The sequence below is a fragment of the Floridaenema aerugineum BLCC-F46 genome (assembly GCF_041929345.1).
Taxonomy (GTDB): Bacteria; Cyanobacteriota; Cyanobacteriia; order Cyanobacteriales; family Aerosakkonemataceae; genus Floridanema; species Floridanema aerugineum.
In genome coordinates this window covers 46,161-67,758 of sequence record NZ_JBHFNQ010000164.1, presented here as the reverse complement: position 1 = coordinate 67,758, position 21,598 = coordinate 46,161, and the positions used below count along the sequence as shown (strand labels likewise).

The 21,598-nt window shown below is 40.0% G+C and carries 23 protein-coding genes and 2 pseudogenes; 3 read left to right on the top strand and 22 right to left on the bottom strand.

What is annotated here, in order from left to right; translation table 11 throughout:
- The 4 genes from ACE1CC_RS21355 to ACE1CC_RS21340 form a co-directional block, all read right to left on the bottom strand.
- Nucleotides 1–195: hypothetical protein (locus ACE1CC_RS21355; RefSeq protein WP_413272453.1), on the bottom strand; the 195-nt coding region annotated here is incomplete at its 3' end.
- Between the two features lie 28 nt (nucleotides 196–223).
- Nucleotides 224–3,385: a heavy metal translocating P-type ATPase gene (locus ACE1CC_RS21350; protein ID WP_413272452.1), complete on the bottom strand. Its 3,162-nt coding sequence runs from the start codon at nucleotides 3,383–3,385 to the stop codon at nucleotides 224–226.
- 287 nt (nucleotides 3,386–3,672) lie between these two features.
- A complete protein-coding gene (locus ACE1CC_RS21345) occupies nucleotides 3,673–4,188 on the bottom strand; it encodes an HMA2 domain-containing protein (protein WP_413272451.1) in 516 nt (171 codons plus the stop codon).
- A 36-nt stretch (nucleotides 4,189–4,224) separates the two neighbouring features.
- Nucleotides 4,225–4,542, bottom strand: a complete 318-nt coding sequence (locus ACE1CC_RS21340) for a DUF5132 domain-containing protein (RefSeq protein ID WP_413272450.1) — start codon at nucleotides 4,540–4,542, stop codon at nucleotides 4,225–4,227.
- A 174-nt stretch (nucleotides 4,543–4,716) separates the two neighbouring features.
- Between ACE1CC_RS21340 and ACE1CC_RS21335 the strand changes: the two genes are divergently transcribed.
- Entirely contained in the window at nucleotides 4,717–5,574 is an 858-nt protein-coding gene (locus tag ACE1CC_RS21335) for an NAD(P)-dependent oxidoreductase (RefSeq protein ID WP_413272449.1), read from the top strand.
- Between the two features lie 45 nt (nucleotides 5,575–5,619).
- Here ACE1CC_RS21335 and ACE1CC_RS21330 read toward each other — a convergent pair whose 3' ends face one another.
- From ACE1CC_RS21330 to ACE1CC_RS21255, 16 genes and pseudogenes are all read right to left on the bottom strand, one after another.
- Entirely contained in the window at nucleotides 5,620–6,183 is a 564-nt protein-coding gene (locus ACE1CC_RS21330) for a protein-tyrosine phosphatase family protein (RefSeq protein WP_413272448.1), read from the bottom strand.
- Nucleotides 6,184–6,361: 178 nt separating this feature from the next.
- Nucleotides 6,362–7,201 (bottom strand): ATP-grasp domain-containing protein, encoded by an 840-nt coding sequence (locus tag ACE1CC_RS21325; RefSeq protein ID WP_413272447.1) that lies wholly within the window; start codon nucleotides 7,199–7,201, stop codon nucleotides 6,362–6,364.
- 74 nt (nucleotides 7,202–7,275) lie between these two features.
- Nucleotides 7,276–7,485, bottom strand: coding sequence for a hypothetical protein (locus tag ACE1CC_RS21320; RefSeq protein WP_413272446.1), 210 nt, complete (start codon nucleotides 7,483–7,485; stop codon nucleotides 7,276–7,278).
- Complete coding sequence (locus ACE1CC_RS21315) at nucleotides 7,482–8,120, bottom strand: Uma2 family endonuclease (protein ID WP_413272445.1); 639 nt, start codon at nucleotides 8,118–8,120, stop codon at nucleotides 7,482–7,484. The genes ACE1CC_RS21320 and ACE1CC_RS21315 overlap by 4 nt, the downstream gene beginning before the upstream one ends.
- Nucleotides 8,121–8,246: 126 nt before the next feature.
- Nucleotides 8,247–8,756, bottom strand: a complete 510-nt coding sequence (locus ACE1CC_RS21310; RefSeq protein WP_413272444.1) for a DUF29 family protein — start codon at nucleotides 8,754–8,756, stop codon at nucleotides 8,247–8,249.
- A gap of 11 nt (nucleotides 8,757–8,767) precedes the next feature.
- A complete protein-coding gene (locus ACE1CC_RS21305; protein WP_413272443.1) occupies nucleotides 8,768–9,418 on the bottom strand; it encodes a Uma2 family endonuclease in 651 nt (216 codons plus the stop codon).
- A 104-nt stretch (nucleotides 9,419–9,522) separates the two neighbouring features.
- The gene (locus ACE1CC_RS21300; protein WP_413272442.1) at nucleotides 9,523–12,255 is read right to left on the bottom strand and encodes a tetratricopeptide repeat protein; all 2,733 of its coding nucleotides are present in this window, start codon (nucleotides 12,253–12,255) and stop codon (nucleotides 9,523–9,525) included.
- Nucleotides 12,256–12,373: 118 nt separating this feature from the next.
- Nucleotides 12,374–12,592, bottom strand: a pseudogene (locus ACE1CC_RS21295) (manganese catalase family protein); the annotation flags it as partial.
- Between the two features lie 204 nt (nucleotides 12,593–12,796).
- Entirely contained in the window at nucleotides 12,797–13,135 is a 339-nt protein-coding gene (locus ACE1CC_RS21290) for a cupin domain-containing protein (protein ID WP_413272441.1), read from the bottom strand.
- A gap of 358 nt (nucleotides 13,136–13,493) precedes the next feature.
- The gene (locus ACE1CC_RS21285; RefSeq protein WP_413272440.1) at nucleotides 13,494–13,703 is read right to left on the bottom strand and encodes an acetyltransferase; all 210 of its coding nucleotides are present in this window, start codon (nucleotides 13,701–13,703) and stop codon (nucleotides 13,494–13,496) included.
- A 36-nt stretch (nucleotides 13,704–13,739) separates the two neighbouring features.
- Entirely contained in the window at nucleotides 13,740–14,909 is a 1,170-nt protein-coding gene (locus tag ACE1CC_RS21280; RefSeq protein ID WP_413272439.1) for a zinc-dependent alcohol dehydrogenase, read from the bottom strand.
- A gap of 49 nt (nucleotides 14,910–14,958) precedes the next feature.
- The gene (locus tag ACE1CC_RS21275; protein WP_413272438.1) at nucleotides 14,959–15,321 is read right to left on the bottom strand and encodes a hypothetical protein; all 363 of its coding nucleotides are present in this window, start codon (nucleotides 15,319–15,321) and stop codon (nucleotides 14,959–14,961) included.
- Nucleotides 15,322–15,343: 22 nt separating this feature from the next.
- The gene (locus tag ACE1CC_RS21270) at nucleotides 15,344–16,000 is read right to left on the bottom strand and encodes a phosphoribosyltransferase (RefSeq protein WP_413272437.1); all 657 of its coding nucleotides are present in this window, start codon (nucleotides 15,998–16,000) and stop codon (nucleotides 15,344–15,346) included.
- Nucleotides 16,001–16,017: 17 nt separating this feature from the next.
- Nucleotides 16,018–16,896 carry an SDR family NAD(P)-dependent oxidoreductase gene (locus ACE1CC_RS21265; protein WP_413272436.1) on the bottom strand — a complete coding sequence of 293 codons (879 nt, stop codon included), beginning with the start codon at nucleotides 16,894–16,896 and terminating at the stop codon, nucleotides 16,018–16,020.
- Nucleotides 16,897–16,986: 90 nt separating this feature from the next.
- Complete coding sequence (locus ACE1CC_RS21260; RefSeq protein WP_413272435.1) at nucleotides 16,987–18,087, bottom strand: DJ-1/PfpI/YhbO family deglycase/protease; 1,101 nt, start codon at nucleotides 18,085–18,087, stop codon at nucleotides 16,987–16,989.
- 36 nt (nucleotides 18,088–18,123) lie between these two features.
- The gene (locus tag ACE1CC_RS21255; RefSeq protein WP_413272434.1) at nucleotides 18,124–18,534 is read right to left on the bottom strand and encodes a DUF2267 domain-containing protein; all 411 of its coding nucleotides are present in this window, start codon (nucleotides 18,532–18,534) and stop codon (nucleotides 18,124–18,126) included.
- 182 nt (nucleotides 18,535–18,716) lie between these two features.
- Here ACE1CC_RS21255 and ACE1CC_RS21250 point away from each other — a divergent pair, with 182 nt between their 5' ends.
- Nucleotides 18,717–19,127, top strand: a complete 411-nt coding sequence (locus ACE1CC_RS21250; protein WP_413272433.1) for a DUF6335 family protein — start codon at nucleotides 18,717–18,719, stop codon at nucleotides 19,125–19,127.
- A gap of 118 nt (nucleotides 19,128–19,245) precedes the next feature.
- Here the strand turns inward: ACE1CC_RS21250 and ACE1CC_RS21245 are convergent, their stop codons facing one another.
- On the bottom strand, nucleotides 19,246–19,452 hold the full coding sequence (locus tag ACE1CC_RS21245) for a hypothetical protein (RefSeq protein ID WP_413272432.1): 207 nt from the start codon (nucleotides 19,450–19,452) through the stop codon (nucleotides 19,246–19,248).
- 34 nt (nucleotides 19,453–19,486) lie between these two features.
- A pseudogene (locus ACE1CC_RS21240) lies at nucleotides 19,487–19,645 on the bottom strand (hypothetical protein); the annotation flags it as partial.
- Between the two features lie 236 nt (nucleotides 19,646–19,881).
- Between ACE1CC_RS21240 and ACE1CC_RS21235 the strand changes: the two are divergent.
- Nucleotides 19,882–21,552, top strand: a complete 1,671-nt coding sequence (locus ACE1CC_RS21235; RefSeq protein WP_413272431.1) for an alpha-amylase family glycosyl hydrolase — start codon at nucleotides 19,882–19,884, stop codon at nucleotides 21,550–21,552.
- Nucleotides 21,553–21,598 lie beyond the last annotated feature (46 nt).

Here is a 21,598-nt window from a genome sequence, read left to right as displayed (position 1 = left end):
CAGGATGCCCACCCCACTACAAAGCTCTAACTTTTGTGGGGCAGGCAGGATGCCCACCCCACTACAAAGCTCTAACTTTTGTGGGGCAGGCAGGATGCCCACCCCACTACAAAGCTCTAACTCTTGTGGGGCAGGCAGGATGCCCACCCCACTACAAAGCTCTAACTCTTGTGGGGCGGGCATCTTGCCCGCCATAGTTTTCACTTTATTTATATCTACCTACTTAAACACTCACAAACAGTTGAGATTTAGCTGAATATTGCCAGGTAATTCCTTCAGGATCTTTAGTTTTAGACCATTGGGAAAAGTCAGATTGTGACTTTCTTTTACTGAGGGTACCAACGCTGACTTTTAAGCGTTCTGCTAAAGCTTTACCTGTTAACGATCTGGTTGTTTCAATCACCTTTAGATGGGAGTGAGATTTACCATTTTTTTCGACTACTGCAACGGAATTCCCATTATGAGAATGCTCAGTTTTTCCGTTTAAATGTACTAAACTCAGTTCTTTGGGAATGTGAGATTTGCCATTACCATTACCATTAGTAGTGATGAGTTCCAAATCTTTCATCTCTACAGAATTGTGAGGTTTACCATTGCCGTTGGGAGGAATTATTTCCAGGTGATAGGATTTGCCATTACCATTAGTTGATTCTACTGTTGGCTGTTGATTGTTATCTAAATTATTAGCCAACTGATCCATTTCTTCGTTACTAATTAGCAGCGGACGTAAACCATTTAATCCAGCAACAATAGCTGAACCATTGTTAACTAAAGTGGCGGCGAGTGGGGGAATTCCAAATAACACTGCTAACACTAAAGCACTCAAGTTTGGTACGGCGACAATGGCGGTATTTTGGTTAATTAATTCTAGTGCTTGGCGGGCGATCGCGATCGCTTCCGGCAAACCACGCAAATTATTTTCCATTAATACCACATCTGCCGTTTCTCTTGCCACATCAGAACCATCACCGAAAGAAACAGAAACATCTGCATAAGCAAGCGCCGGAGAATCATTAATTCCATCACCCACAAAAGCTACAGTTTTTCCTTCTTCATGTAATGCTTTAACAACCGCAACTTTGGTTTCAGGAAATGCTTCTGCATGAGTATTATTTGGCGCAATTCCTAACTCACTGGCAACTACTTTTGCTGTGCGTTTGTTATCGCCTGTTAAAATGTGAATATCCATGTCCGCAGCAGTGCGTAATGCTTTAATTACATCGCGACTTTCCGCACGTAAAGGATCGCGATAAGCAATTACGCCTTGCAATTCGCCATTGCTGGCGACGTAGATTAAAGAACAACTTCCTGATAAGAGATAGGGGTATTTTTCATGCAATATATCGATGCTAATTCCTTCTTTTTTCAGGAAAGTGTTACTGCCAACTAACACATTTTGTCCGTCAATTTCGGCGCGAATTCCTAAACCAATTTCGTAATGCCATTCCCCACGTTGTAAAATCCTTGCACCTTGATCTTCAGCATATTTGACGACAGCAACAGCGACAGGGTGAGTTATTCTTTGTTCGGCAGCTGCGGCGAGTTCTAAAACTTGCAAACGAGAGATTGATTCGCTGGCAGTTTCGACGTTAACAACTGTGGGTTCACCTTTAGTTAAAGTACCTGTTTTATCAAATACAACTGCATCCACAGTAGCTAATTTTTCCAATGCTCTACCGCTACGAATTAAGATACCTCTTCTTGCCGCATAAGTCAAGGCAGCTAAGACAGTTGTTGGTACAGAAACGCGAATTCCTGTAGCAAAGTCGATGGTTAAAATGGAAGCTGCACGAGCTAAATTTCCGGTTAAACCAAAGACAATTCCTGATAGTAATAGGGTGGGAATAACAGCTTGATCCGCAACTTTGGCGGCGTAATTTTCAATCCGGGTATCGTGAACAGGTGCATCCTGCATCACTTTAATAATTTGTCCGGCGCGAGTTTCAATGCCAATGTGTTCGGCGAGGATGTAAAGTTGTCCTTCTCGCACTAAAGTAGAGGTGTAAACTGTTTGTCCTTCGCTTCGCATTACAGGCATTGATTCGCCTGTGAGTTTTTGTTCGTCAATTAATGCTTTACCCCGCAAAATTCGTCCGTCTACTGGTATTTGATCGCCGGGATAAACGATGAGAATATCGCCTTTTTGGACATCGTGAATGGAAATTTCCTGCTTTTCGCCGTTGCGTTCTACCCAAACAAATTGCTTTAAGGAATCGAGCAAATCTAAGGTTTGTTTTTTGGAAGAACGTGCCGTTTGTTCTCTGATTGCTTCCCCAAGTTCAATCAAGATTAACATGATTGCTGGGTTAATAAATTGACCTTGCAATGTGGTAATTGCGATCGCAGAAAAGTCTAGAAAATCGATGTTTAATTTGCGTTCGTTCAGGATGCTTTCTAAGGCGCGTTGTGCTACTGGAATTGTGGCAAGTGCGATCGCACCTCCAGTCACGATCGGCGGAATTGGTACACCCATTGGTCCACTTAATAAAGCTAACACCGCAGTCGCTACAGGCAAACTTAAGTTAGACCAAGGGTTAGTTTCTTCTTCTGTTTCTATGATAGCAGAAGAACCAATTTTAATCAAAGTGCTGGGGTCATTCGCTAATTCAATTAAATGCACTAAATGAGCTTTTATTTCTGCTGGCGATAAATCAGATGCTTGGTAACAAATTGCTACCGATGCCGCATCTTTGTTAATCTTAATGTTAGTAATTCTGGGATCTGATTCGGCTAATTGAACCAGTTTTTGAGCGTAATCAACATCTTTAGCAACTAAGGGAATGCGAAAGCGAAGTCTTCCAAGAGTCTCATGCACTATGCTATAACTTAGCTCTTGGCGATCTGTTACCTTGCCATTTTCTTGGTTAGCTGAATCTTGAGTTTCTTCTGGCTTTTCTGACAGAAATTCCGACTCAATATATTTTAGTAATTCATGACTTACTCTGTCTGTAATCATGAATACTGGCAAGGACATTAACCCAGTTACTCCTAATGCTCTGGTAGCTAACATTCCGGCAATTAGAGAAAGGATCGATCGAGCAATCAGCGGATATTGTTGCGCCAGATCTCCCGATGCTAAAAGTTCCTGTAACTCTTGTTTCTGCTCTTTTTCAACTAACACTAATGGTTGAGTCGATCCAGACTGTTGAAGAATTTTAGAAATCTCTGGCATTGATACAATATCGCTGTCAAAGGTAGCAACTAAAGTTCTCGTTGCCGAGTTTGTTCTAACTTCGTAAATCCCCTCTTGTTTGCGGAGTTTTTGCGCTACTTTTTCCAAAGCTTTTACCTGACTACTGTCAGTTGCTTTTAGACGCACCCTACCGGGAACATTATGGACGATTTGCAGAGCGTTGTTAGTGTTTTGTGCAGTGAGATAGGTCATTTTTTCTCAGTTGTTATTCCTCCACCCTTTAAAGGATCAAAATTAAACTTCAGAAAATCTTAATGGCAGATTTTTATTTCTTTTGTAATCAAAGCCACTTTCTTAACCTTTTATTAAGCAAAATTGGGTTGATGAGAAACTAACCCCTAAAGAGGTTAGTGGGAAACAAAATATTTCCGGGAAAATTGAGATGAAAAAGGAGTAGCGATTCGCGAAAAATGCGCGATCGCTAAAGACAGATTTAGAGTCTGATTTCTCACTAAATCAAGGGACTTAGGAAAATCAGACTAACTATTTTTTTGTTCTGGATCGGAGGTATAATGCAGCTTAATAAAGCTATCAAAAGAGTACCAAGCTAACACATACCAAGGAACCGTTTCAAATTGCCATCCTTTTTGGAGTAACTGATAAATTGCCAACGTACCAAGTCCAACGGGTACCAAGAATCGCAAATCGACTACACCGCCGCTTGCTTGTCCAACTCTTTGGTTAAGGTCAGAAATAGCATTAGTTAAATCCTTTGCTACTCCCGACTTTCCCTCTACTATTGCTACATCAAAAATGTCTCCCAAAATGATGCCTAAATCCTGCAAAACAGCTTGGATATTGTCCACAGTTCCATCATTTTCAGCATGATAAATTACAATGCTGCCAGTGTTAATATTCGGACGAATATCAACAATCTGGGGATGTTCTTTCAGTGCATGGACAATCCGCGCCATTTCATCAGCATTGCGACGTTTTTGAGAAAGTTTTATCCTAGTTCGGCTGGGAGTACTACTAGCAATATGGGTGTGTTTCATTTCTTGTCATAAATCCAATTAAGCCTCTTTGAGACTTCAGTCACTAACAACAATTGGTTGTGGTTGGTTATTTGTAGAAGTTTTGTCATCTTCTGCGAGTTCTGCTTTAGCTTCTGCGATCAAATCTTCAAAAACTTCTCCCACTTCTGCAAAAGACTCTTTACCTTTTTCGTAAAGTTTAATTCCCTCTTTAATCACAGCCTTGGCTACAGGTTTACCTGCGCCAGCTACCACTGGAATTAAGACGGGTGCTAACAACAATGCGCCGATACCTACTACAGCACCGGGAACTCCACCACCAGAGATTACTTTATCCAATGCTAAACCCTTGAGTAGATCGTCCATTAGAGCCATCTCTGTACCTCCTTCAGGTAAAGAACAGGTTAAGAAAACCATTATTAAATACTAGAATACATACTTTAAATTTGCAATAATTCTTTTGACATAAGACTTAATTAAATGATTACAAACGCAATTAATTGTCAAAGAAGGTGTAACTTTAAGTTGTTGCGATCGGGTTAGTAGTCGATGAAAGTAGGATTTTTGGGAACTGGGTTAATGGGTAAGCCTTTGGTGCAAAGATTATTGTGTGCCAAAATACCTGTGGTTGTTTACAATCGCACTGCATCAAAGGTGGAGGAATTGAAAGCAGCGGGTGCTCAAGTGGTTGATTCGCCGGAAAGTGCGATCGCCAATTCCGATTGTACAATTTTAATGCTTACCAACGCTTCAGCCATTGAGCAAACTGTACTTTCTGAAAGTGCCAAAGCTGAACTGAAAGGACGAACGATTATTCAAATGGGAACCATTGCCCCGCAAGAAAGCCAAGAGATTGAAAAGCAAGTAATTGCGGCTGGAGGTGAGTATTTAGAAGCACCAGTTTTAGGCAGTATTCCCGAAGCCGAAGCTGGTAAATTAATCGTCATGGTAGGGGCGACTCCCGAACAATTTGCGAAATGGTCAAATCTCTTACAAAACTTTGGTTCCGAACCTCGTTTAATTGGTTCAGTAGGTACAGCAGCGGCAGTTAAATTAGCACTGAATCAATTAATTGCTTCCCTAACTACTGCCTTTGCTTTGAGTTTAAGTTTAGTCCAAAAACAAGGTGTAGAAGTAGAAACTTTCATGGAACTTTTACGCCAAAGTGCTTTATATGCACCAACTTTCGACAAGAAACTAAAGCGAATGTTGGAAAGAGATTTTACTAATCCCAATTTTCCGACCAAACATCTACTCAAAGATACAAATTTGTTCCTCAATCAAGCGCAGTCAAATAACTTAAATACTCACAGTTTGGAAGGCGTGCGACAAATTTTAGAAATTGCTCAAGAAATGGGACTTGCTGAGGCTGATTATTCGGCTTTATTTAATGCGGTGAATCCTTGAGTTTGGGGACTGGGGATTGGGTACTGGGGACTGGGTGGGAGTAATCTAAAACGGAGAGCCGTTTCCTGTTCCCTGTTCCCTAAAACGACGGCATCGATCGAGCAGTGAGTTCAGTTCCGCAGCGACTTGCCAAGGATTGCGACCTTTGAAAAGAGCGGCGATGACTGCTTCAGATGGATTTCTCCCAGTTTTTTTGACAGCTGCGATCGCAGTTTTGCCAGATAACCCTCGTCCAGCCACAAGCCAAGCTGCTAAAATGTGTCCTGTGCGACCAATGCCACCAGAGTAATGAACAACGACCTTCTCATGATTCTGGTTAGCAGCAGCCAAGAACGGTAAGATTTGCTGGATGAGCATTTCGGGGTCAGCAAAGTGAAAATCCTCGATCGGTGTCCAACAAACTCGATCGAGTCCAAAGCTCTGTCGGTAAATGTCGAGTAAATTGGCATAGCGCCTTAGTTGAGATTCAGGAAGCAAACAACAGACACGCTGAATACCTTGATTGTGCATAAATTCAATCCACTCGTTCACTTGCTCGTTGCTATATCCCGGTCGAGCAGAGCCAAACACGATGGTTTCATTCTCTGAGGCTGGAGCAAATTTATACATAAAGTATTCAAAGACCGATCTTAACTTTTAACTTTTTTATTAGGTGATTACGATTATTGGAAGTTATATCCCGTAGGGTGCGTCAGACACCACAATGCCTGGTAAATCACCATAATTTTCCGCCTAGTTACGCACCCTACAACTTTTAACTTTTTTAAGTAGGTGTAAATACTGGAGTTTAGACTATAGTCAAGCTCTCAACCCACTTCTTCCAGGCAATGTTTGATGCTTCTGTGACAACTGAACTCAAATCACATTTGTAAAAGGCGGAACACGATAGAAAATTAATTTCAAGAACGTAAGCCAAATTATCAGAGCAACAGAGATCTAAAACCCAAATTGGGTCAGGCTGCCATTGTTGTTGTGCCACCGCTTCGGCTACTCTTTGTACAACTTCAGGCATTCCAGATTGATAGTAAGGTTTTCCAAACTGCCGATATTGAGAAGCACATAAAATTTGTCCTTGGGCAATAATCACTCGCCACTCTGCTTCGATCGGTTTTTCTGGTGCAACAACTACCAATATGTTTGGATCTTCGAGATAGTGGCGCTTCATGAAACTGTCTAAGTCAGTCAATTCTTCAGGAGAATAAAGCCCACCTGCAAAAGGTTTAAGCGGACTGTTGGGACGGATAAACAAACGTTTGCTCTCAGAAAGGCTAAGGCGTAATTTAGGGTTGTCAACGGCGGAAGAAGACAACTCCGACAGGGGCAGAATATAACCCTCGGCATTCAACAACCAAGGTTTGAGATGAGGATAATAGTTTGTGCAACGGTAATTTTCAATAGTCCCAATAATTCCTGGTATCCAAGACAAATTGCGGCTTAGAATCTGTTGAGCAATATGGAGCGATCCATAGAAGATGATGCACTCTGTTTTGGGAAAGAAGCGTTGATAGTCTGTGATGCCTCTGGTGTAATCAATGATCTTGAAATTGTGTCCTTGCTTCTCGATCTCATTTGCAAGTGGAGCCATCGAACAGCCAAATACACCGTCCTCTAGAATCCAGTTAATCAATCCAGCTACCCCCGCCCAAGTGGTATGGCAGATGTATTCACTCTATATCAACATTGTAAGCATATCAAGTTATATCAGCGATTACTACTGAATCTTACCTCATTGAAAACTTGTTCTGCTATCAATTCTAATTCCGAAAAGGTAGGGGATACTAAGGTTTGGCTATTCCGAAACTGAGACATTTTATAGCTTCCATTCTCTAGGTTACAGATAGTAATGGTAGGTTGTTTGGGTGAACCAATAAAGAAAGTTCCACCGAGTCCCAAATAATCTACAATTTTCATACTATCCAGTTTTCTGTTCTAAAATCGCGCAGCATTTTGCTAGTTCCTTCATCGATCGCTTTTTGCACCAATTGGGAAATTAGTTCAATTATAGGTAAGTTAGGAAATGTAGGACTAATGGATGTTTCTGTGTATCCTCGATCGGAAAGTAAGTAAATTTTTAGTTGCTGATTTCGGTAAATCCAAAGTTCAGGAACACCCATCGCTTCGTAAGCATCCAAAGTAGTTTTAGAAGTAACATCCGCTTCTATTGCTAAGTCTGGAGGTGGATACTGTTTTAAATCCAAATTAGTACAGCCTTTCATTCTGTCAGCATTTTGAATATAAAAGCAAGTATCAGGTTCAATTCCAGCAATTTGCGGACGTTTCAGAGTTGTTGATCCAAAATCTTCCCAATTTCGCCCTTGGATATCCAGAATTGTTGTCAGAATGTAAGCAATAATGCGGTGAGGACGTTCATGCAAAGCTAATGGGGACATGATTTCTAGAGTTCCTTGAAAGTAAGTAACGCGACTGCTGCGTTTTTCTCCTAAGTCGATCAGAATTTGCTCGAAATCTTCCCAAGAAAGGTTAGGGATAGTTATGTGACTACCTGGAGTGAGTGCGATCGTTTTAATGGGAACAGTTACGCTCATTTTTTTGCCTTCGTTAGCCTCTTTGTAGGGTGCGAAGCGTGATAACGTAACGCACCATCATTTGTAGCGGTGCGTTACTCGCTAATAAGGACTGAAGTCCTCACAACAAACTTTTGATTCAGATTTCTATGTTAGCCAATCTTCACCGCCTGGTAACTCAGCTAAAATTACATCAATTTGATCTGGTAAATCTTCAGCTGCATACTTATAAGTCAAATCCAACATAGTTTTTGCTGTTGTAATAAGTTGAGATAAATCTAATTGTTCGGAAATTTGTTTGGCTTTTAGCTGACCATTGAAAATCTCTAAACTTGCTGGACGTATCGCTAATTTAATTGCTGCTTCTAAATAAGATTGCCATTCATCTGAGTTAATATAATAAGAAGTTTTATTATCTTTAAGGTTTAGTTTTTTAATTTGCACGATCGAATCAGATATGGAATTAGCCCAAGAATTAGTTAAACGTTGTTCAATTTGATTTTTTATCAAATGAATCATCAGCCTAATTAAAAAACTTTCAATATTCCGAATAATGGCTTGTTTACCCATTGCTTCTAATTCATCTATGAGCGTTAAAGCCTCTTCATACCTCCCCGCTAAAATACTGGCTCTTAAATCTAGTAGTTCTTGAACCATAATATTGCTCCTTAATCAATCCTGTTCAATTGTGTTTTCAACCAAATTCTAAATAACTTCATTGTGGCATTTCTGCCAATAACCTTGCTGCGTTCCAGATATTCAGGAATCGCCTCAGTAATCGGTAAATTAGGAAAGATTAAACTTTGATTTGATTGAATATATTTACCTGCTTGTAACAGATTAATTTCTAGCTTTTGTCCGTTATAACGCCAAAGTTCGGGAACTCTTAAATTTTGGTAAATTGCCAGTTTAGTTTTCGATGTAATATCAATTTCTATTGCTAAATCTGGCGGCGGATCTACCTTTAAATTTAACCGCTTTTTGCCTCTAATTGCTGCCTCATTTTGAATATAAAAACAATCATCTGGTTCTACTGCGGCAAGCATTTGTTCATTTTCAAAAGTTGTTGAACCTAAACTTCTAAACTCAATATCTATTTCTTCTAAAATTGCCTTAACTAAATCACCAATAATTACTTTATCATCTTCATGTTCTGGTAGAGGCACCATAATTTCTAACATTCCTTGACTATAAGCAATTCTAGAATTGCGACTTTCTCCTAAATTGGCTAATATTTCTTGAAATTGCTGCCAACTTACATTTTTTAATAGTAATTGTTGACCTGGAGAAACTACAATCTGCTGAAGTGCTACCTGCATAAAATTTCTCCTTATATTTTGATTGAAAGGGAACAGGAAACAGGCTATACGCACCTTAAGGGAATTGGTGGTGCGTTACGCTGCGCTAACGCACCCTACGGGAATTAGTCTTCTACTAATTGCCAGAAACGATCGGACTCTGATATCGCTTCAAAGTCGCGATCGCTTTTTGCTTCTTGGCGATATTTCGGGTTAATTCTAATCGCTTGTTCTAGGTTTTCAATGGCTGGTTTTACCTGTTCTTGGAGTGCAAAACAGGCGGCTTTGTTGTAATATGCTGGCGCATATTTTGGCTCAATTTGGGTTGCGCGATCGAAGCTTTCTATTGCTTCTTGATCTTTCTCCAATTTCAGCAACATTTCGCCTTTGTAATTCCACGCTTTGTGAGATTCGGGATTTAAGTCAATGGCTTTTTCAAAAGCCGAAATTGCGTCTTCGTACCTTTCCAAAACTCCCAAAGCTAAACCTTGATTTATCCAAGCTACGGCATCATCGGGTTGTAATGTGGTAGCTTGTTCAAAGGATTTAAAAGCTTCTTCGTGTTGTTGCAAGGTTCCTAAAGCGACTCCCCGATCGACCCAAGCTTCGTGATAATCTGGTTTAATTTCAATCGCTTTATCGTAAGCTGCGATCGCATCTTCATGGCGTTTCAACTTGCCTAAAACCATCCCTTTTTGTAACCAAGCTTTGTAATGATTTTCTTGCAGTTGGGTTACTTTATTAAAGATAGCTAATGCAGGTTCAAAGCGTTTCAATTCCTTCAATGCTAAACCGCGATGATACAAACTTTCGGTATCTTCAGGATTAATTTCCAACACTTTATCAAAGGAAGCGATCGCTTGTTCGTACTTCTTCAACTCCCAATAAGCTAAACCTTTCTGATACCAAGCTTGAGTGTTATCAGTTTTGTATTCAATGGCGCGATCGTATTTAGCAATAGCTTCGTGATATTCACCTTCTGCAAACAACACATTACCTTGATTCAAGTAATCATCGGGTGATAAGAACAAGTCAGGATGATTAGCTTTCAATTTTTGGATTTGTTCGTTTAAAGTTTGTAATTGGTGATGAGTTTCGGGGATTAGTGTTTGGGCGATCGCATCTGAAGAAGTATCAGCCAATCTTTGCAAAATATGTGCTTTTTGTGTTATGGCATCTGATTCAATTTCGCTCAATTTGTGCGACACAGAATGTTGTGATTCTCCCAAACTGTGAATTACCTGCTCTTTTCTCGCTTGAATTTCCGCTTGTAATTGAGATACAAAATTCGCCGCTTCCCTGGCTAATTCTTCCAGATGATTTTGGCTAGCTTCTTGTTGCTTTTGAACTTCCGTTTGCAGTTGCGCTAATTGATTTTTAACTGCTGCTTCTAATTTTTGTAAATTAGCTTGGCTAGCATTTTGTTGTTTTTGAATTTCCGCTTGTAACTGAGCGATTTGGTTTTTTATTTCGCCGTTTAACTGGGCTAAAACCTGTTGAGTTTCTGCTTGTTTGCTGGCAATTCCTGACTGTAACTTAGTTAACTGATTTTTCACTTCTGTATCTAAACCTTGCAGACTTTGCAAAGTTTGTTCCTTGCTGGCGGAAATTCCCGATCGCCAACCCTCCACCTGTGTAGTAAAGTCTTTTTCTAAAGCCTGTAACCTTTGCAAACTTTCACTCATTTTGCCAAGAATCTGAGATTTAGAACCATCCAATTCCTTGGTCATTTCAACACTTAATTTTTCCATTTTCTGCATAGTTGCATTATGCAGTTCCTTGGCTTTTTGTTCCGTATCAGATTGAATTGCCAAAAGTTGAGGAGAAAATTCTGCTTCTAATTGTTGTAGGGTTTGGAGAATGCGATCGCGTTGTCTTTCCGTATCCGAATGCAGCGCAGTTAACTTAATATCAAAATCTGTTTCCGCCTCTTTCAAATGTTGAATAGTCGTATCTTTTTGGGCTTTAACCTCTGTTTGCAATTGCGAAACCAACGGCACAAATTCAGCACTCAAATTTTGTAAATTCTGCGTCAATAAATCCCGTTGTTTCTGCACATCTGCCAGCAAGATATTCAACTGCGAACCAAAATCTGCTTTAGATTTTTCTAAATTATGAATTATCGCTTTACCTTGTTCCTCGGTATCCGCTTTCACTCTTTCTAAATGCGGAGTTAATTCCCCAGCTAATCTTTCCAAACTTTCAACAGCTGAATTTCTTTGGTGTTGTGCGTCCGATCGCAATTCCACCAAATGCACCTTAAACTCATTACTAACTTCTACCAAAGCTAATTGAGCATCTTTAAGTTGCGTTTCCAATTCCTTTAAAGCCTGTTTTTTCGACTGCGACAACTCCCCAGAAATTTGTGATACATCCTCGTAGCGATCGTCAATTTCTGCTTGAAAATCATCAACTTGTTCGTTCAACTTCTTTTGTAAATCTGCTGCAACTAACAGAATATTTTGCACTTCTTGACTAGCACTAGCGAGTTTCAATTCTAAATCTTTCAACCCACTAAGATGTTCTTTAACAACAACTCCCACCTCTCGCAAAACCGATCGCCGCAACAGGAAAATTGCCACCAAAGAAGCAGTCAAAAGTAACCCTAAAATAGCCAACAAAATATTAAATAACGTAGTCGTCCGACTGAAAGCAAGATTTGCCTGGGCTTGAACTTGTTGTTGAATGCGCCTTTCATCTCTCAAACGTCTGAGTTCTTGTCGTTCCAAATTGCTAATTGCTGGGCTTGTAGGTGCAGTAGTTTGGGCGCTAGCAAGACCAAGGGAAAACAGTAAAGTAGAAAGGACGACACTGCTTTGCAGTATCAAGGCGAGGACTTTTGGATTCTTGCGCTTCATCGGGACTCCCTTTGCCTATCGATCAGGTGTAATGCTCACTTTATTCTAGGATAAGGCAGAAGGAAAGAAAGACTAGATCCCCGACTTCTTCAAGAAGTCGGGGATCTAAGCGTTTTAATTACCGACCTTTGGGAGTACCATGTAATTTGGGATCTGGCATTGGTGGTTCTGGTTCTGCACTTAAACCTTCGGGATTAGCGATATATTCAAACTCGCCTCTACCGTCCATTGATTTACCTTTTGCCCAACGTCCTTCAGCACTTTGCGTACCATCAGAATGATTCCAAAATTGATAAGCAAATTCTCTTTTTTCCAATTCTAATGGGAAAGAACTCGGTTCTCCTCAACCACGTTTATTTGCAATTCGTTGAATGTTAACTCTACTTAATAAATAGCTTTTTAATTATTTCTACTCTTCATCCTCTAGTTATACAAAACTTAAGTTTTATTTATATCTATTTATATAGTCTGAATCCAGATCCCCGACTTCTTCAAGAAGTCGGGGATCTAAGAAAGTCCGTTGTGATGACTTCAGTCATCATTACTCATCGCGTCCGTGAACCTGTGCCGGAGGAGAAGTTGCTTCTACTGCCGTGAATGATTCGAGAATTTTGTAAGTATGAGTTGCGCCTTTAGGAACTACCCAAGAACTACCAGGTTCTAGCAAAATCATTTGTCCTTCAATGTGTAATTCTGCACAACCTTTGATAACATAACCGACAGTTTCATAATCTCTTTGTGCTTCTGGTTTAGCATCACTTGGTTGTTCATCTTCCCAAAGACGCATGGAAAGACTTTTTCCAGAAGCGAGATATTTTTGCCCCATTTCACCTTTAGGAGAATAGGCAGAATCTACTTTTTTAACACTTGTATCGGGCATAGTTTTTCCTTTGTTTGGTAGTTGCTCTTTTTGTCGGGATGGTGCGTTACGTTTCACTAACGCACCCTACAATTAACTATCGGGATGGTGCGTTACGTTTCACTAACGCACCCTACAATTAACTATCGGGATGGTGCGTTACGTTTCACTAACGCATCCTACAATTAACTATCGGGATGGTGCGTTACGTTTCACTAACGCATCCTACAATTAACTATCGGGATGGTGCGTTACGTTTCACTAACGCACCCTACAATTAACTACAATTAACTATCGGGATGGTGCGTTACGTTTCACTAACGCATCCTACAATTAACTATCGGGATGGTGCGTTACGTTTCACTAACGCACCCTACAATTAAGCTGTTGTGTAGTTGCTATCTAACCAGCAACGGGGGAGACTTTCACCGGATGGGAAAACTAATTCTTGTTTGTTGTAAGTAGTCGTATCTTGTTCTTCTTGTCCGGCTTGATTTTGTCCTTTGATCTCTTGTTGATTAGGATTAATCAGAGATTCAGTATCATTAATTTGAATCAGCGTACCAGTTTGTTTGCTTTTGAGAAACATATAACCTCCTAATTTGTTGTTTGCTAAATGACTTATTTACGGTTTTAAAACAACTTTGATGCAGTTATCTTTTTTGTGCTTAAAGATTTCGTAGCCTTTGGGTGCGTCTTCTATATTCATCTTGTGGGTAATCACAAAAGATGGGTCGATTTTGCCGTTTTGGATATGTTCCAATAAGGGTTTTAAGTAGCGATGAACATGAGTTTGTCCCATCTTGAAAGATAAGCCTTTGTTGAAGGCTGCACCCATCGGAATTTTGTCTAAAAAGCCGCCATAAACACCTGCTAAAGATACTCTTCCACCTTTACGACAAGCGACTATTACTTGCCTTAATGCGGTAGGTCTATCTGTTTCTAAACGTACTGCTTGTTTAGCTTTATCGTAGAGGGCATCTAGACCTGTTCCATGTGCTTCCATTCCTACGGCATCAAGACAAGCATCAGGCCCTCTTCCGCCTGTCATTTCTTTTAATGCTTCGCCTGCATCGACTTCTTCGTAATTAATGATTTCGGCTTTTCCTTGTTCTTTTGCCATTTGTAATCTTTCGGGAATTCGGTCGATCGCAATTACCCGATCGGCCCCCAACAAATAAGCACTTTTAATCGCAAATTGTCCCACAGGCCCACAACCCCAAACTGCTACAGTATCGCCTGGTTGAATTTGGCAATTTTCGGCTGCCATATAACCAGTTGGAAAGATATCTGTGAGGAATAAAACTTGGTCGTCTGTTAGTCCTTCAGGGATTTTAAATAATCCAACATCGGCAAAGGGAACGCGGGCATATTCTGCTTGTCCGCCTGCATATCCGCCGAATAAATGGGAGTAACCAAATAATCCCGATGGTGAATGACCCATCATTTTTTCAGCCATCCAAGCATTCGGGTTGGAATTGTCGCAAAGTGACCATAAATCGCGGTTACAAAAGAAGCAGTTGCCACAAGAAATGGTGAAGGGAACGACTACGCGATCGCCAATTTTCACATTCTTAACTTCGCTGCCTAAATCAACTACTTCTCCCATGAATTCATGACCCAAAATATCCCCTTTTTCCATTGTGGGAATGAAGCCATCATAAATGTGTAAATCTGAGCCACAAATTGCCGTTGAAGTAATTTTAATAATGGCATCACGGGGGTTAATAATTTTGGGATCGGGTACATTTTCCACCCGGACATCATTAGCACCATGCCAGCAAACTGCTTTCATTAATCTAAATCTCCTGAAATTAAATGACTAACAACTTTTGCTTAATTAATCACCGTCTAATTTGGGTATTTTCGTTCTCGAAGTATCCCTCTTGATTTCCCGTAATTGGTTTTGCAGTGTTACCAACGGAGTCTTGTACTTGATTGATAAACTTTTTCGTTTCTGGAGGTAGCGGTTCATTCAAATTCAGTTTTTCTACTATATTTTCCGTAGCGTTTTTCACTGTTTCTTTGACTGAATTAACGGGGCCTTTACCTGCATATTCTGGTGCAACTTGGTAATAGTCGCCTTCTGGAGTGATAGAACTTGATTGTGCTAACAGCGAGTTACCAGAATTAAAAAATTGACCCAAAAATAGCGTAATTGTGGCGAGTGAAACAACTACTAATTTGCGAAAATTAAGCTTTTTCATTGCTTCTTTTACTCCTAATTAATCAAGTTGCTGAAAGTTGACAGGTTGCCTGTTCCAATAGCGAACAAACTTCTTGATCTGTGGTTTGGGAAAAGTTGTTGTACCAATGTCCGATCGCCCAAAGTCTTTCGGGTAAAATTACACTTACTACTTCATCTACTTCTGCGCCAAACTCAGAAAAACTTTCTGTAGCAGCAACAGGAACTGCAACCACAATAGACTTTGGTTGATGAGGTTTGAGCGCCATTACAGCAACCCGCATTGTGGCACCAGTGGCTAAACCATCGTCTACTAAAATGATTGTGCGATCGCGAAAATTGGGTTCTGGTCGGTTTTTTCGGTAAATATTTTCCCGCCGTTTTAATTCTCTTTCTTCATGTTGCTTGACTAAATCGATCGCCTCTTGGGAAACATCAAACGACCTAATAATTTCTCGATCCAAGAAGCAGACACCGCCAGAAGCGATCGCACCCATCGCTAATTCTGTATGGCTAGGAACTCCCAATTTTCGCACTATAAATACGTCCAATGGTACATTTAAAGCTTTGGCTACTTCAAAAGCAACGGGAACCCCCCCACGAGGTAATGCTAATACCAAAACATCGGAATTATTAGCGTATTTTGTCAGTTTTTCGGCTAATAATTTACCTGCTTGTGTGCGATCGCGAAATGGTGTCATACTTTCCCCTCGCTAGCTTATTTCTTGATAGCGTGAGTCTCTTTGTTTTTTAATCCTTCTAACGAATGATCTAAGCGCAACTCACCTTGAGGTTCTTCCCGCAAATAGTTCGGCGTATCTTCACCAACTGACCCTTTAGCAACAGTTACACCGCCATCAACTAACCACAATGCACCCGTTACATAACTGGCTTCATCAGATGCCAAAAAAGCAAAAACATTGGCAACTTCTTCCGGTGTACCCCGTCGCGCCATTGGAGTTCCTTTAATTAAAGTTTGCTCCATTTTGGAATCCATTGGCCCCGTTTCTTTGTGTGTCCAAGCAGTATCAATTGCACCCGGGCAAACACAATTTGCTCGCACTCCATATTGAGCTTGTTCAACAGCAACTCCTTTCATAAAAGAGTGCATCCAGCCTTTTGTTCCGCCATAAGGAGCATTTTGAGCTAATCCATTAAACCCAGCTTCTGAACCTGTGGAAACGATATTTCCTTTGGTTCTTTGTAAGTGCGGTAAAGCGTATTTTGTCATCAAAAATGCGGAACGAAGATTCATTCTGATAGTGCGATCGAAATCTTCTACCGGATAACTTTGCATTTCCGCAGTTGTTAAGAAAACGCCAGCATTATTAATCAAAATGTGGAGATTTCCAAACTCAGTAATTGCGGCATGAACGCAAGCTTGAGCATGATTTTCTTCCGAAATATCACCAGTATAAGCTACAGCTTGACCACCATATTTTTTAATTGCAGCTACAACTTCTGCAACTGGATCGCTGGGTAATCCATTAACTACAACTTTTGCCCCTTCTTTAGCAAATTTGTGAGCAATAGCTTCGCCAATTCCTGTACCTGCACCCGTGATAATTGCCACTTTCCCTTCTAATCTTCTTTCCACTTTTTCACCTCCTGATTTTTCCAAAAAATCGGGACAAGAAACTAAATTTTCCCGTCCCGTAGGACAGGCATCTTGCCTGTCATGCCCAAATTAAACACCTACAGCAGGACTTGTTGAAGGTTTAGCTGCTGGTGCAATTTCTCCAGCAAAACGCGCTTTATAAAGGTCTGCTAAACGCCGTTCGTATTTGGCTAAATCTTCTTCAATTTCTAAGAACAAAGCTGTAGAAACTGGATCAGTTAATTGAGAACTCAGTTGATATGTATCCACAACTGCTGTTTGGATATCGCCTAAAGCAGTACGCAACATAAACAAATCGTCGCTACCTTGTAAGCCAGTTTTTATTTTGGCGTAAGTATCAGCAGCTTGTGCTGGTAAAGAGGGTTTTTCGCCTAGTGCATTTAGGCGTGCTTCGATCATTTGAATGTGGCTGGCTTTGTTAGCGATTATTTCTTGTAATAGCGATCGCAATTCCACATCAGAGCATTTTTCTGCATACTTTTGAAACTCTTCATGAGAATAACGCTCACCTGCAAGAGATGTATTCAAAGCTTTAGTAATGTCGCCTTTTGTAGAACCACCCCAAGCATCAGCAAGTTTCCACCATTCAGCAGTAATATCACTTTCATTAGGCAAGTCTACTTCCTGACCACCATAACCTAAACGGCTTAAAATTGCAGTGGTAAAAATTGCTAAATCTCCCGGTCTTCTAGAAGTAATTAAATTGCCATCAACCACCAAAGGTTCATCAATGTAATTAGCACCAGCGTTAATCATATCCTTGCGGATTGCGCGATAGCCAGTGGCATTTTTATCTTTGAGCAAATCGCCTTCAATTAATACTTGTGGCCCATGACAAACAGCAGCAATTAATTTTCCTTGTCTCATTGCTTCCTGCACAAATCTTACCGTATTTGGGTTAGTCCGCATTGTGTCAGGAGCCATTCCCCCAGGAATAATTACTGCATCGAATTCTTCAGGACGAGATTCGGTAGTAGTTGCGTCAGGTTTCTGGGAAACTTTGCCATTCTTTCCAACATAAGTGCTGTTCATCCGAGAACCGAGAACAACTACATCGAATCCCGCCATTTTTATCGCTTTATAAGGTACTTGAAACTCGGAATCTTCCACTCCAGTCTCAATGAGAATTGCTACTCTTTTATTAATGCTGTGACCGTTATGATGTGCCATTTTATTTCCTCAAAGTCTTGGTAAATTTTGTTCAATTTAACTTCCAGAAACTACTTGTGAACTGGGGTTAGCTGAAGGTAATAAATCCAAATAATCAGGCGAAAGATTAGCCCGAATATCTGCAAATTCCCCTGGTGTAACCGCAATATTTAAAACTGAGACAACAGCACGCGCATGAGTGGCGGCTGTAACTGGATCTACACTTTCTTTTTCGGCAACCTTTTGATAAAATTCTTGTAGAGAAAAGGCTTGCCCGTTCTCTCCTTCTCTACCGCGTAAATACTCCCCGATTTCTGCTGGTAATTGAGAAGCTAAATCTTTAGCCTCATCGCCGACAATACGTTCTTTAAGGGTTTCTAAAGTAGCACGAACAGCACGTTCTGCTTCTTCATGAGAACCAAGCTGGGCAATACTTTGAACGTGCTTAAAAAATTCATCACGTTGCATGGTATCCTCTGATATTTTTTATCTCAACAAAAGTTGCGATCGCTCATCGGATCTCTTACTAGGTTATGTATTTTCGCCCTGAGTTCTCGTCAATCAAAAGAGATAGATCGGTTTCGCTCTAAAGTCAGACATAATATTTGTTGTAAGAAACTAACCTAGTAAAGATATAAGGAGCGTGTATTATGGCTGACAAAACAGATAAGAACCTAAACAATAACGAAGGGGTAATTTCCAATCTACCGCAAGAAATTACTGAGTCTTACGGAACTGGAATTAAGCCAGAGCCAGGATACAATATTGGCACGCGCAGACTGCGGGATGAGGAGAAACAGTACACTTCGACTAGTCCCGAATTAAGTGGCGGTGACGTGGATGCTGCTTGGGAACTAGCTAATTCTGATGGCGAAGAAGCTGTAGGTGGAACTGTCGCCACTCCCGATCAGAGTATTGTTGAGGAATTGGGTGCTGCTGTTGGTTTGGAAATGGACGATCGCGCTTTCCTCCGCACTACTGAAATCTTAGAACAACGGGACGATCGCCGCTGGGAATTAGACCCAACTTCTTCTGAAGATTATCAAGAACGCCGAGAATAAACACAGCAAAATTACTAGGGTGCGTTAACGCAGTGTAACTCACCAAATTATGTTAGTAATGTTCTAAAACAAACTCAACAGATGAACACGGATGAACACAGATGTTCAAAAAAATTATTTAATCTATTTTAAATTCTCCAGCAACGTACATTTGAGGAAATTGTTCAGTTATTAAATAATTCTCTTGGCAGTCAACGGAGTTACCGTTTACCCAAGCTGCTTTTGCTTCCATTCCATGTAATTGAATCTTCACGGTTTGGTAAGGAAAAGCATATTCTCCTTGTTGTTCCCAAAAGATTTCTATTCCGTCTTCAAATCTTACCATACGGAATTTATCTAGGCGCGATTTTCCATAACCCATCGGAGAATGTGAATAAAGCTTCAAAACTATTTTCATAAAAGACTAAATAACTGCCAAGAGAATGCCAACCTAAATACAAGGGAATACACAAATACATGGGGTCCGAGCCGGGTGCATACATTCCCGCAGCGTCGTAATTCCACATCCGAAAAGTTTTTGGTCGATCGGTAATTTCGCCTTTTTCAGTTGTCTCTTTGGCAACTTTTTTGAATATTCACTAATTTATTGTTGAGTGCTATCAATCTTAGGGAGGATTTCTGCATTACATCGAGTTTTTTGTACTATTTGTATTCCAGTTGACAGATTATTTAAGGTTACTTTCATTCCTTTGGTAGAAGTATGATGTTTAATTTTTAGATTAATATTAAATTCCTTTGTTTATAGATATAAATTATGCCAAATTCAATAGAATTCAAGTTATTTGCTCCTAATAATAAGAAAGCGTCTTTGATTGGTTCTTTTAATAGTTGGCAAGAAGCGCCAATGATTAAGAGTGAGGATGGTTATTTTCGGACTTCTGTAGAGTTGGAAGATGGTATTTATCAGTATAAGTTTCGTGTCCAAAGTAATGAATGGGAAGAAGTAGTAGATCCCTACGCTACAGAAATAGATCCTCATACTTCTGGCGCTGTAGTGCGAGTCAAAGATGGCAATAGAATTCTTGATACTTATGTTTGGCAAAATGACGATAAACCACTCCCTGACAATCAGGAATTAGTAATGTATGAATTGCACGTTGCTGATTTTTCTGGCAGTAATGCGAACTCGGAAAAAAGAGAGGTATTAAAGCGAGTAGTTGATAAGTTGGATTACTTGAAAGAGTTAGGAATTAATGCTATTGAATTGATGCCATTAAATGAACATCCGGGAAAATATAATTGGGGTTATTTAGTAAGTAATTTTTTTGCTTTAGAAAACAGTTATGGTTTCCCGGAGGATTTTAAACGGTTAGTTGATGAGTGTCATGCTAGGGGAATTCGCGTCATACTTGATGGGATTTATAATCATTCTGCGTCAGAATGTCCTTTGCTGAAGATCGATCGCACCTACTGGTACTATGCCACAAAAAAAGAACACAAAAAAGAAACTGATTATTGGGGGCCAGAATTTAATTATGAATACTACGATGAAAAGTTAGATATTCGTCCTGCTTGGAAATTTATTGGCGATGTCGTGCGGTTTTGGATTCAAGAATATCACATTGATGGTATTCGCTTTGATGCTGTTTCTCAACTTGCTAGTCTTGATATTGAAAAACCGAATTTTAATTTTATTAATTGGATTACTGACGAAGCTAAAAAAGCAGCAGGAAATAAACCTTTTTACAACATTGCTGAGTGCATTCCCGAACAACCAAGTGTCGTTGCTTCTCAGGGGCCAATGGACGGCTTATGGCACGAAAGTTTTCGGATGTTTATCACAGAAACTATCTGCAATGATGTCTTTGATTTAGACAAATTGCAAGAAGTTTTAGAACCAAAACAGCAGAATTACCCAACTACTAATAAGTTGGTAAATTATTTAGCAAGTCACGACCAAGAAAGGCTTTTAGGTAAACTTGGTAATGCTGGAATTTCTGAGGCAGCTGCTTTTAAAAGAGCGAAATTAGCAGCAGTTTTATTAATGACAGCAGTGGGAGTCCCAATGATTTGGATGGGTGAGGAATTTGGCGAGAGTAAACGCAAATCTAAATCCACTGAGCAAGCAAGTCCTATTAGATGGAATTTGTTAGATAATCAACTCAATCATGATTTGTTTGAGTATTATAAAAAGTTGATTACCTTGCGAAAACAAAATCCCGCACTCCATAGTGAGAATGTGGATTTATTCCATCAAGATTCAGAGAATAAAGTATTAGCTTATCAGCGTTGGAATGAAGAAGGATCGCGAGTAGTTGTAGTTGCTAACTTTTCTGAACAAGATTTAGCCCAATACAAAATTAATCAATTTCCTGAGCATAACAATTGGTATGATTGGTTAGCTGGTAATGATGTAAAAGCAAAGGATAATCAGCTAATAGTTGATTTGGGCGAACATGAAGCTAAAGTTTTTGTTTCTAAGTAGTGAATCAGACTTCAGTTGCTAACTTAATAAGTAGTCTTATCAGAAA